This is a genomic window from Limnovirga soli, from assembly GCF_013106755.1.
Taxonomy (GTDB): domain Bacteria; phylum Bacteroidota; class Bacteroidia; order Chitinophagales; family Chitinophagaceae; genus Limnovirga; species Limnovirga soli.
In genome coordinates, this window is record NZ_WHPF01000009.1 from 173,721 (window position 1) to 185,956 (window position 12,236).

Annotated in this window: 9 protein-coding genes; 6 read left to right on the forward strand and 3 right to left on the reverse strand. The window is 38.4% G+C overall.

Annotated features, from left to right (window positions below):
- Positions 1-51 precede the first annotated feature (51 nt).
- The 5 genes from GD597_RS13960 to GD597_RS13980 all read left to right on the forward strand — a co-directional run bounded on the left by GD597_RS13960 (position 52) and on the right by GD597_RS13980 (position 9,369).
- Positions 52-426: a response regulator gene (locus GD597_RS13960; protein ID WP_171608492.1), complete on the forward strand. Its 375-nt coding sequence runs from the start codon at positions 52-54 to the stop codon at positions 424-426.
- Positions 426-1,466, forward strand: a complete 1,041-nt coding sequence (locus GD597_RS13965; RefSeq protein ID WP_171608493.1) for an adenylate/guanylate cyclase domain-containing protein — start codon at positions 426-428, stop codon at positions 1,464-1,466. Before GD597_RS13960 ends, GD597_RS13965 begins: the two co-directional genes overlap by 1 nt.
- A gap of 490 nt (positions 1,467-1,956) precedes the next feature.
- Complete coding sequence (locus tag GD597_RS13970) at positions 1,957-5,232, forward strand: TonB-dependent receptor (protein ID WP_171608494.1); 3,276 nt, start codon at positions 1,957-1,959, stop codon at positions 5,230-5,232.
- A 302-nt stretch (positions 5,233-5,534) separates the two neighbouring features.
- A complete protein-coding gene (locus GD597_RS13975; protein ID WP_171608495.1) occupies positions 5,535-8,417 on the forward strand; it encodes a DEAD/DEAH box helicase in 2,883 nt (960 codons plus the stop codon).
- A gap of 133 nt (positions 8,418-8,550) precedes the next feature.
- A complete protein-coding gene (locus GD597_RS13980; RefSeq protein ID WP_171608496.1) occupies positions 8,551-9,369 on the forward strand; it encodes a sterol desaturase family protein in 819 nt (272 codons plus the stop codon).
- Between the two features lie 111 nt (positions 9,370-9,480).
- Here GD597_RS13980 and GD597_RS13985 read toward each other — a convergent pair whose 3' ends face one another.
- From GD597_RS13985 to GD597_RS13995, 3 genes are all read right to left on the reverse strand, one after another.
- The gene (locus GD597_RS13985) at positions 9,481-10,017 is read right to left on the reverse strand and encodes an AAA family ATPase (RefSeq protein ID WP_171608497.1); all 537 of its coding nucleotides are present in this window, start codon (positions 10,015-10,017) and stop codon (positions 9,481-9,483) included.
- A gap of 20 nt (positions 10,018-10,037) precedes the next feature.
- Positions 10,038-10,679, reverse strand: a complete 642-nt coding sequence (gene pnuC, locus GD597_RS13990) for a nicotinamide riboside transporter PnuC (protein WP_171608498.1) — start codon at positions 10,677-10,679, stop codon at positions 10,038-10,040.
- Between the two features lie 303 nt (positions 10,680-10,982).
- Positions 10,983-11,582: a NifU family protein gene (locus GD597_RS13995; protein ID WP_171608499.1), complete on the reverse strand. Its 600-nt coding sequence runs from the start codon at positions 11,580-11,582 to the stop codon at positions 10,983-10,985.
- A 201-nt stretch (positions 11,583-11,783) separates the two neighbouring features.
- Between GD597_RS13995 and GD597_RS14000 the strand changes: the two genes are divergently transcribed.
- Complete coding sequence (locus GD597_RS14000; RefSeq protein WP_171608500.1) at positions 11,784-12,134, forward strand: arsenate reductase family protein; 351 nt, start codon at positions 11,784-11,786, stop codon at positions 12,132-12,134.
- Positions 12,135-12,236: the final 102 nt, after the last annotated feature.

Sequence of the window (12,236 nt, forward strand, 5' to 3'; positions counted from 1 at the left end):
GACGCAAGGATGCATCATATTGATTACCATGCCGGGCTAAAAATAGAGCTTATGAAAATTTTAGTAGTTGATGATGAAAGAGACATGCAAACCTTGTTTGAGCAAAGGTTTAGAAAAGCCATTCGTGAAAAAGAGGTTGAATTTGCATTTGCCTTTTCGGGCGAAGAAGCACTTAGTTATTTAAACCAGCACGAACATGAAGCTGTATTAATACTGTCTGATATTAATATGCCAGGCATGAGTGGTTTGGAGTTGCTGGATCATATAAAGCATACTTATTTAAAACCTCCTCCCGTAGTAATGATGATTACTGCGTATGGCGATGCAGAGAATTATAATATTGCCAAACAATTGGGTGCAGATGATTTTTTAACCAAGCCTGTAGATTTTGCCCTTCTAAAACAAAAATTAAACATTAACAGCTAATGGCGAAAATATTGGTGGCCGATGATGAAGCCGATTTGGAAGTATTGATTAAACAGAAGTTCCGTCAAAAAATACGGGAACAGTATTATGAATTTATATTTGCCGTAAATGGTAATGATGCACTGGAAAAAATACAAAACCATCCGGATATTGATATTGTATTAAGCGATATCAATATGCCCGAAATGGATGGACTAACACTGTTAAACCGGCTGCACGAATCGAGCCCCTTAATAAAGGCGGTTATGGTATCGGCTTATGGCGATATGGATAATATACGTGTAGCCATGAACCGTGGTGCCTTTGATTTTATTACCAAACCCATCAATTTTGAAGACCTGGCATTAACCATAGAAAAAACCATTAAACAGGTTGCTCAAAACCGCGAAACCATTAAAGCCATAAAGGAAAACAATATCCTGCGCATGTATGTAGACGAAACAGTGCTTAAGTTTATGGGCAGCCGGGAATATGAAACCTCTTTAATGGTAAATGAAACTATTGAAGCCACTATTGTATTTATTGATATCTGCAGTTTTACCTCCATTAGCGAAAACGAATCACCCGATTTGGTGGTGCAGTTACTCAATAAGTATTTTGATGTAATGGTAAAGGAAATTATTGCGCAGGGCGGCTATATTGATAAGTTTATTGGCGATGCTATCATGGCTGTGTTTAGGGGCGATTACCATTTAGATAAAGCCATTGAAGCCAGTTTGGCCGTACGTGCACAAATAGAAAAACTACCCGATATTGCCGAACATGTGGCTTTTACGCCCAAGGTTTCTATAGGCATAAATAGCGGCGAAATGGTGTCGGGTAATATCGGCTCGGCCAATTTGCGTCGCTTAGACTATACCGTTATAGGCGATGTGGTAAATACCGCACAACGTTTACAGGCCGCTGCCAAAGAAGGGCAGATTATAATAAACGAAGCCTGTTACCAAAAAGTAAAAGAATCTTTTAATTGCCGTAAAGTGCAGGAAGTAAGTTTAAAAAACAAAACCAAGCCAGAAGTAATTTATGAAGTAATGGATTAGCTTTTTAGCTAAAACAACATGTATAATACCAGCAGTGGCATATAATGGCATCGCCTCTTGCGTCGCAATCCTTTCATCTGTAGCAAATAAAGCAGCAAAAATTAATGCCATCACCCACGCATTTTTAACAAGTGTAAGATGATTACTATTACAGTTTTTAGTATATGCTAGAAGTCGTTTGGCCAACATAAGAGCAATTTATTTGGCCTGAAAAAACACTTTTTAGTTTGCCTTAGCCGATTAGCCTGTAATTTCAAGGTCTAAATACCTGTTATTACTAAATTCGAAATTTGTTAAATTCTTAAACAAGACCTCATTAGTTTGAGGAGCAAAAAGCCTTAAAAAATTTGATAATTTCTATTTTAATACTAAAATGGTAAATATTATCTAAGGTAACCCATCTTTTAACAAATTTTTAGTTAACAATTCCTTAACATTAAGTCAATGTGTAGTAAACACACAACACCCACCTTTGCAAAAAAATACAGTTATGCGAAAATCAGTAAACAAGATTTTGGGTATTTTTCTGTTTTTGGGGCTGGCTATAGCTTCATTTGCACAGGAAACTACTTCAGACATTATTGGTGTAGTTACCGATAATGGAAATGCGATTGGTGGTGCCACCATTACTGCATTGCACGTGCCAACAGGTACCAAATATGTAACTACCAGTCGTAAGGATGGCCGTTACAATCTTCCCAACCTTAAAATTGGCGGACCATACACAATTACTGTAAGCTATGTTGGTTTTAAAGCAGAACCTCAGGAAAATGTATCCCTGCTATTAGGTCAGGAATACAAAGCCGATTTTGCTTTGGTGGCCGATTCAAAAAGCCTTACCGAAGTAGTTGTATCAGCTGTAAGCCAAAATAAAATTTTCAATAACAGCCGTACAGGTAGTCAGGAAATCATCAGTCGTTCACAAATTGAAAGACTGCCTACTATTAACCGTTCTTTACAGGATTTTACCAAATTAACCCCTTCTGCCAATGGTTTAAGCTTTGGTGGCCGTAATGGTGCTTATAATAATATCACTGTAGATGGTGCCAACTTTAATAACGCATTTGGTTTGTCTGGTACCTTAGGTGGCCAAACAAATTCTCAGCCTATTTCATTGGATGCGATAGAACAAATTCAGGTAAATATTTCTCCTTTTGACGTTAGACAAGGTGGTTTTTCCGGTGCTGGTGTAAACTCAGTTACCCGCAGTGGTACCAATCAGGTAAAAGGAACTGTGTATACTTATTTAAAAGGCCCGGGTACACAAGGTTATAATGTAAGAACAGCAGAAATACCAAAACAGCAATTCGATTATAGCTTAAATGGTTTTGCCTTTGGTGGTGCACTGGTAAAAAATAAATTATTCTATTTTGTTAGTGCAGAACAGGAACGTGTAACTACACCAGCTACCAGCTATATTGCATCAGATGCAAATAACCAGCCTAACCCAGCTTCTGTATCTTTAGCTAACGCAGATACTTTGAATAAATTAAAGCAGTTTTTGATAGATACTTATGGTTATAATCCAGGTGAATATCAGGGTTATAGTTATAAAACAAAAAGTGATAAGTTAACTGCAAAGATTGATTGGAATATCAATACAAAAAACACTTTCACTATCAAGTATAACTATCTTAAATCTTCAAGAGAAATTGCTGCAAGTAACAGTGGTGCCCCAGGCGGAAACAGACAGCCAGGAGCTACCAGTTTACCTTTTAGTGGTAGTGGTTATGTTATCAACAATAATTTCAATATCCTTATTGCAGAGTTAAACACCCGTTTTAACAACAGGATGTCTAATAAATTGCAGGTTGGTATCACACAACTTAGAGATTTCAGGGCCAGCCTTGCAGGTGCTGATTTTCCATTGGTGGATATTATGAATGGTCAGGGACAAACCTATACTTCTTTTGGTTATGAGCCATTTACTTATAACAACGTATTGAATACTGATATCATTCAGTTCTCTGACATCTTTACTATGTATAAAGGGTCACACGAATTAACTTTTGGTACACAGAATTATATTAAGAAATTCAAAAACGGCTTTGCTCCAAATTATCAGGGTGTATACCGTTTTAACACACTTACTGATTTTTATAATAGCGCTATTAATGGAGCAGCTAATGCTACCAGTTATAATTTGCAATATGCTGTTACAAAAGATGGTTCTTTCCCATTTGCTAAAATTGGTTCTACTGAATTAGGTTTCTTTGCACAAGACAAATGGAGGGTGAATAATAAATTTACTCTTACCTATGGTTTACGTGTTGATTTACCCATTTTCAAAGACCAATTTGAATCTAACCCATATGTACCTGCACTTACCTTCCGCGATGGTAAAAAATATGATGTGGGTCTAAAACCAGGTACCAATCCTTTATTCTCTCCAAGAGTTGGTTTTAACTGGGATGTAACCGGTGATAAGAAAACCCAGGTGCGTGGTGGTGTTGGTATTTTTGCTGGTCCTCCTCCATTTGTATGGATTAGTAACCAGGCAAGTAACAATGGTGTACAGTTTGGTTCTTTCTCTAAAACCAATGTTGCTTTTAGCGAAGATGTAAATACATACAGACCAAGTGCTACTGCAGAGAATACCTCATATAACCTGGTATTTACCGATAAGGATTTCAAATATCCTCAGGCATTAAAAGCCAGTCTGGCTATTGATAGAAAATTGCCTGGTAATGTAGTAGCTACATTAGAAGCAACTTATTCTAAAGATATTGATGCCGTATACTTCCAAAATGTAAACTTACCTTCTACCGGTAAAGCATTTGTTGGTTCAGATCCAAGAATCCGTTACGATAGTACTAAAATTTGGGGTGGTAAACCAACTGCAAGTGTTACCAATCCTAATATCAGCAATGCTATCTTGATGACGAATGCTAACGAAGGTTATGCATACAATATCACTTTCCAGTTGCAAAAAACCATGCGTAATTTTTACGCCAGTATTGCCTACACTTACAGCAACTCTAAATCATTAAATGATGGTGGTTCTATTGCTGCAAGTATGTGGAGAGACAGACCAGTACAAGGCGATCCTAATGCTATTGAATTAGGCTATGCTAACTTTTACCAGCCTCACCGTGTAATTGCTTCTGCTTCTTACCGTTTTGAGTATGGCAAACATTATGCAACTTCAATAGGTTTAATTTTTGAAGCTGCACCAGCAGGTGTTGGTTCATTTACCTATAATGGCGACGCTAATAACGATGGTACAGGTGGTAATAACGACCTTATCTATATTCCTAAAGATGCTACTGATATTGTACTTGTACCAGTTAATACCGGTGGCGGTACAATTACTGATACAAGAACGCCTGCTCAAATCTATGCACAGTTAAACAACTTTATCAAGCAAGATCCTTATTTAAGTGCACACCGTGGTGAGGTTGCAGCCCGTAATGCAGCAGTATTGCCTTTCTACAAACGTTTAGATCTTAATATTACACAGGATATTTATTTCTTTACCGGTAAAGAGAAAAACAAACACACTTTACGCCTTACTTTCGATCTTATTAACGCTGGTAACTTTGTTAATAAAAACTGGGGCATCGCTAAACAATTCACTTCTACTTCATTCCTTAAGTACGAAGGTTTAGTGCCATCAGCAGATCCTAATAATGCAGGTAAACCACGTTTCTCTTTCCCTTATGTGGATCCATCTAACCAAATTCCGTTGGTTAACAGCTATACTGATAATACAAGTATATTTTCACGTTGGCAGGGCCAATTTGGTATCCGTTATATCTTTAATTAACAGTTATCAAATCAACTATTATAAAGCGACCGTCTGCAAAGGCGGTCGCATTTTTTTTTGTACCAGGCTGTAGTATAGAAATCAGGCTTTTCTTGCGTCGCACTCTTGTACTTTCAGCGCTTTAATGGGCTTGCAGCAACCGGTAAACAGCCCATGCCAGTTCCATAGCACAAGTGTGCGACGCAAGTACAGCTGCACAAAGCTGTACAGCATGGCTCAAAAAAAATAAGTTATTTTTTGCCTTTTAATTATGTGTTCATAAAATCAGATTGATGTATTATTGCGCACTTTAAACCCGTAATATGCATTTGGGAAAACCAAAATCATCAGTTAGTAAAAAGCAAACCTCTACACCAGGATTGCTTATTGATGTTAGTGGCAAAACCGGCAAGCCTGTTCATGTAAAAGGGTTGATAGTGCACCAGCAAAACGGCAGCAGGGATATTAAAGTATTTCCATTAACCGGCACCTATTCTATGTTGCCATTTAAATACCTGCCTGCTGCTGTATATGCAGTAGTAGAAGCATTTGCACAGGAAAAAATATTTGCGGCCTGGCAAAAAAACTATCCTTTGCAAAAGGCTGTAGCCATTCACGAGTTGCCATATAACCAACTGCGCAATCACCAGTACGGGTTATTTAGTAATATAAAGCCATACGTTTCACTTATCACCTGGTTTTATCAGGCGGTAGATGATATGCTTATTACCACAACTGTGCTAAAACCTGCAGTGCTAAGCAATTATTTGCCCGTATTGTCATTTGTATGTATCCGTTTGCCACATGGTCGTATACGCATATTGGCCATGGTAAATATTAATGATGTTAGCTACCATGCATCCGATTTTAAACAGCATGATTTTTTATTGCAAAGCAAGGCAGAATTTTTTTTATTAAAACCCGAAGATGCAGATACCCTGGGCCAGTTTCCTAACGGGTTTATGGATACTACCGAAAAGGAATGGCCTGCATTTATGCAACAGGTGGTACAGCCGCTGGCTACCAGATACGAGGTAAATACCAGGGCAGTTATTAAGGTAGAAGAAATAGAAACCCAGCCGCAATGTAAACTGTATTTAAGTGAACTAAATAATAGTTTTTTAATGCTGCGCATGCATTGGCAGTATGGCGAATATGAGCTGGAAAATGCCCCCGAAAAAGTTACGGTACTTACTAATGAAACCGGTGAAATACATATTAAACGGGCTATTGAGGAAGAGCAAACTATACTGGGTTTTATACGCAGCTGCCACAAAAAATTTGAACAACAACGTAACGATTATTTTTATCTGTCGTTTGATGAAGCTGCCAAAAGCCAGTGGTTTGTAAAATTTTACCGTAAGCTTATCGATAAAGATATACCTGTATATGGAATGGAGCACCTGCAACATTTCAGGTATAATTTGCATACGCCTGTAATTACGGTTACGCATAAGGGTAATGGTATAGATTGGTTTGATTTACAGGTAACCATTGCTTATGGTGATGAGCAGGTAGCGCTGGCCGATTTACAAAAGGCCATTTTTAACAGGCAGTCTTTTTTATTGTTAAAAGATGGCACAATTGGCGCCATACCAGAAGAATGGCTAACGCAATATGCATTGCTATTCCGGTTGGGGAAAACTGATAAAAACTCCTTACGCCTCTCTAAAGTACATTGGTCTGTTTTGCAAAGCATGGGTGGTGATGATACTATTGCCAACCAGGTAATACCTCTATCTCAACGGGAAAAATGGAATCGCGTACAGGAAGCTGATGAATCCGTTTTTGAATTACCCAAACAAATAAATGCCAGTTTAAGAGATTACCAGAAAGCTGGTTATAACTGGATGGCATTATTGGATGAAATGCAATGGGGCGGCTGCCTGGCCGATGATATGGGTTTGGGCAAAACATTGCAAACCATCACATTTTTGCAGCATATTGTAAATAAATACCCGGATGAAAAGCATTTGATTATTTGCCCAACCTCGCTGTTATATAATTGGGAAAATGAATTGAAAAAATTTGCACCTCAATTAACATTTATTATTCACCATGGCCCGCAGCGTGTTTGTGATATTACTACATGGCAGCCGTATAATATAATTATCAGTAGTTATGGAACCGTACGCAGCGATATTGAATTATTGCAAGATTATTTTTTTGGTTATATAGTACTTGATGAAAGCCACTCTATTAAAAACCCCGTTTCTCAGGTAACAAAAGCTGTTCAATTGTTGCAAAGTAGAAACCGGATTATTTTAAGCGGTACACCCATTCAAAATAACACCTTCGATTTATATGCACAGATGCATTTTCTTAACCCCGGTTTATTAGGTAGCAGGGAGTTTTTTAAAGCAGAATTTGCCAACCCAATAGACAAGTTTGGCAATAAAGAAAAGGCGGCACAATTACGTAAAATAATATATCCGTTTTTATTAAGGAGAACCAAAGAACAGGTAGCCAAAGACCTGCCTTCAAAAACCGAAATTACCCTTTGGTGCGAAATGGGCGCTGCTCAACGTAAAGTATATGATGCGGTAAAAAATTATTATCGCGATAGTTTGTTAAACCGAATTGAACAGGAGGGGGTAGGCAAAAATGCTATTTATATACTGGAAGGCTTAACCAGATTAAGACAGGTATGTAATGCCCCTCAATTACTAAAAGATGAAAATATTGCAATTACTGAATCGGTAAAGATGGATGAATTGCTAAGCGAGCTGGAAGAAAATATTGGTAACCATAAAGTGCTGGTGTTTTCTCAGTTTACAGGTATGCTGCAATTAATTGCAAGGGCTATGGAAGAACGTTTCATTCCTTATTTGTATTTAGATGGCGGTACGCCTGCTGATAAAAGAAATGAATTGGTACAACAGTTTCAAACAAAAGCAGATGAGCAGGTTTTTTTGATAAGCTTAAAAGCGGGTGGCGTTGGCTTAACCCTTACCGCTGCCGATTATGTGTACCTGGTAGACCCCTGGTGGAACCCTGCCGCAGAACAGCAGGCTATTGACCGTACCCACCGCATAGGGCAGCAAAATAAAGTGTTTGCCTATAAAATGATTTGCAAAGACACTGTTGAAGAAAAAATACTGGCTTTGCAAGAGCGCAAAAAAAGCCTTGCCGATGATCTGATTAGTGAGGAAACAGGTTTTGTAAAAAAACTAACAGCAGACGATATTAGCTTCTTGTTTAGTTGATGCAGGTTAAACACTGTATTCTTAAAGCACAAATTTTGTCTGCAGAAAAATAGCGTATTTACCCGCCTTAAAATTTTCGCAACGCCGCTATTATGGTGAAATATGTGCTACCTTACTATGGAAATTGTTCGCCATGGAAACCATTATAGCCTATTTTGAACATATTCCATCCTTGCACCGTACTTTGATTTTGGCAGGAGGTATTAGTTTTTTTTGGTTGCTGGAACTGGCGGCTCCCTTATTTTCATTTAACTACAATAAATGGAAACACGCCGGCGTAAACCTTTTTTTTACACTTACTACTATCGTCATCAATTTTGCCTTTGCTTATTTATTGGTATTATGCAGCGATTGGTGTGTACAGCATAAAATGGGTTTTTTGCAGGGTATTGCTATGCCACTTTGGGTACAACTTGTATTGGGTTTACTGTTGTTGGATTTAATTGGAGCCTATTGTATACACCTGATAGAACACAAAGTAAAATGGATGTGGAAATTTCATATGGTGCATCATGCAGATACGCATGTAGATACAACCACCGCCAACAGGCACCACCCTGGCGAAAGTGTTTTTAGGGCCGTATTTGCTATCATTGCAGTTTGTATTACCGGTGCTCCCATATGGCTGGTAATGTTATACCAAACGCTAAGTGCCGTATTATCTCAATTTAACCACGCCAATATTAAAATTCCGGCAAAGCTTGATGCTATTGCCTCATGGCTTATTGTTACACCTGGCATGCATCGGATACATCACCATTATATGCGGCCGGAAACAGATACCAACTATGGTAATATTTTTTCTTTTTGGGACAGGCTATTTGGTACTTACCATTTTACCCCGCCGGCTAGTATTAAGTATGGGCTGGATGTTTTACAGGGCCGCAAAGACGAGGATATTGCCGCTCAACTAAAACTTCCTTTTGATAAAACAATCGCAACAGACTATTAACTACAATATCTGTTTTATTGTTTTATGGCTGCCATAAAAGTGGAACGATAAAGTGATTGCGACGCAAGAGGTGATGCTTTATAAACTATAGCTGGTATTATTTTTTACTCCTTAAAGGCAATATTTTTCAACTGCAGTAATGGCTTTTTGTAATCGCTCTTCGTAATTGCCGCTAATATCAACCCAGGGGGTTTGTTGGTTAATTAGCAGGTCTTTATAAATATGATAAAGCTCTTGCCTGGGCCCCTCGTTGGGGTATTCCCTTAAATCGTCTTTTACCCAGGGTAAATCTATATTGCACAACAAATACAAATCATATTTGCGTTGGCCAATTTCATCCAGAATTTGTGTATGGCACTTGCCAAATACATACTCGCACCAAACTTTCATCACATACATATCAGTATCTATAAAAAGTAATGGCTGGTTATTGGAGTGGGCAGAATTTGTATGTTCACTTTCTAATTCCAGCTGGCCTTGGGCAATGCTAAGCAAATCGTTAAAGTCGTACTCTGTGCCATATTTGGTTAGGTATTCCCGTGCATACTCAGGGCACCAAAGGGTATTAAATTGTGCCGCCAGTTGTGCGCTTAGCGTGCTTTTTCCGGTACTTTCCGGGCCAATAATTACAATTTTTTTTACCTGCATGGTATGTATTAATTAAGGGATTATGCCAAAGTTATGTTGGAATGCTGGGCTGCACTTTTTTTGCGCCATTCCATTAATCCGCCAAATGCCAGCACCAATAATATAATGTAATAAACGCTGGTAAAGGTATAGCCTTTTACAAAGTATAAGGGCACCGAAGCAAAATCGGTTAATATCCACCATATCCAGCTTTCTACTTTTTTGCGGGCCATTAGCCACATGCCGGTATATGCGGTGGCACTTGCAAAAGCATCGGCCCAGGGTATGGCACCCGGTGCAAATGTGTTTTTAATATAGGTAAGTGCAAAAAACAAAGCAATATAAAATGCCCCAAAAAATGCTAATTGCTGTATCCACTCCCTGGCCGATGAGCTGGTAATATTTACCACCAGTTGTTGTTGCTCATCTTTTTTAGTCCATAAAATCCAGCCATAAATACTCATTACCGTGTAATAAAAATTTACACTGGCTTCTCCAAACAAATGCCCTTCTACTGATATCCATATATAAATAATGGTATTAATTAAACCAATTGGGTAAACCAGTATATTTTCTTTTTTGCTGTACCAAACACTGGCTATGCCTGTAAAAACAGCTATATATTCAAGCCAGCCGGTGGTTTGCATGCCGGCAATAAATTGACTAATTATCTCTTGTACCATGGTTGCATGAAGATATGCCAGCTGTGCGTTTACGCAAAAGAATTCATGAGTTATGCTATTGCCGGTATGTAGAATTTTTTATGTGCCGGGCATTTAAAACTTATGGCATCGGCACTTGCGTCGCACACTGCGGCGTTCCACTTTTATGGCAACAAATCAAGGGATTTTTTTATTTTAAATACCGCCATAGTTACAAAGCAAAAGCATGGTGCAAAAGAAAACGGCATTGCCTGCATTTGTATCAATAAAAAAGCACCCCTTTTATAGAGGGATGCTTGTTTATTAACGGGGAAACAAACTTGCTTATTCTGCTTCGGCTACTACTTCTTTTACTTCCGGTATCATACGCTTCATCATGCCTTCTATGCCGGCTTTTAAAGTAATCATACTAGATGGGCAACCGCTGCAACTGCCTTGCAACATCAGGTTTACCACACCTTCGTCATAGCTTTTAAATTGAATAGCGCCACCATCCATTTCTACTGCGGGGCGCACATAATTATCTAATAACTCTTTAATTCTTTTTACCACATCATCATCATCAGCCAACACGGTGTTGCTGCTTTCCTGCTTCATTTTAGCTACCTCATCATCATTTACCACTGCACCACCATTTTCCAGGTAATCTTTCAAAAACTCCTTAATGGTAGGTATTACATCCTGCCAGTCGCCGGTTTCAATTGTTTTGGTAAGCGTAACAAAATTGCTGGCTATAAACACACTTTTTATAAAAGGAAAGCTAAACAGTTCTTTAGCCAAAGGTGAAGGCCCGGCAATGGTTTCATCAGGAAAATCAATGCTTTTGCCCGGATACAATAGTTTGTTGGCTACAAACTTCATTGTTTCGGGGTTGGGCGTCATTTCTGTATAAATGCTAATTACCGGATTGCCTGTTTTAATCATAACTTGTCTTTTGTAATGTTAATATGCTTTGTCTTTTACCCTTATGGCAGCCAAAGCTGCTTTTCCACTGTTCAGTATATAAGACCTGCAAAAATAACACTTGCCTTTTATTTTTTGTTTACGAATGAAGGAAAGAGCGCAAATAGTTAGTACCTACCCCAACTTTATGGGCATATTATTTGTTTTTTTGCAAAATTTTGTATGAAGAAAATATACCACCTGGCCAGCTGCTCTACCTGTCAGCGCATTTTAAAGGATGTGGATGCTGTAAACAAGCAGGCCGAATTACAGGATATTAAAACCGAAGCCATTAGCCCCGCACAATTAGACGAAATGAAAAAACTTGCCGGCAGTTACGAGGCTTTATTTAGCCGTAAAGCGCTTAAATACCGTAGCATGGGACTTCACGAGCAGGCGCTTACCGAAAAAGATTACCGCAAACTGATATTGGAAGAGTATACGTTTTTAAAACGTCCGGTGGCTATTGTTAATAAACAAATTTTTGTGGGCAATACCAAAGCCGTGGTAGAAGCTTTACAAAAGGCTTTATAAAACCTAATAGTAATAAAATAAAAGCCGGAACACGGTTGTAGTTTACAACTGGTTCCGGCTTTTTATGTGGTTTTGCTGCGTATTGTTATAACAGTACAAGAG

Excerpts from the sequence above, each read along its gene's own strand:
- pnuC (WP_171608498.1), bottom strand. The coding sequence starts at position 10,679 with ATGGTACAAGAGATAATTAGTCAATTTATTGCCGGCATGCAAACCACC.
- GD597_RS13980 (WP_171608496.1), top strand. The coding sequence starts at position 8,551 with ATGGAAACCATTATAGCCTATTTTGAACATATTCCATCCTTGCACCGT.
- GD597_RS13965 (WP_171608493.1), top strand. The coding sequence starts at position 426 with ATGGCGAAAATATTGGTGGCCGATGATGAAGCCGATTTGGAAGTATTG.
- GD597_RS13975 (WP_171608495.1), top strand. The coding sequence starts at position 5,535 with ATGCATTTGGGAAAACCAAAATCATCAGTTAGTAAAAAGCAAACCTCT.
- GD597_RS13970 (WP_171608494.1), top strand. The coding sequence starts at position 1,957 with ATGCGAAAATCAGTAAACAAGATTTTGGGTATTTTTCTGTTTTTGGGG.
- GD597_RS13995 (WP_171608499.1), bottom strand. The coding sequence starts at position 11,582 with ATGATTAAAACAGGCAATCCGGTAATTAGCATTTATACAGAAATGACG.
- GD597_RS13985 (WP_171608497.1), bottom strand. The coding sequence starts at position 10,017 with ATGCAGGTAAAAAAAATTGTAATTATTGGCCCGGAAAGTACCGGAAAA.
- GD597_RS13960 (WP_171608492.1), top strand. The coding sequence starts at position 52 with ATGAAAATTTTAGTAGTTGATGATGAAAGAGACATGCAAACCTTGTTT.
- GD597_RS14000 (WP_171608500.1), top strand. The coding sequence starts at position 11,784 with ATGAAGAAAATATACCACCTGGCCAGCTGCTCTACCTGTCAGCGCATT.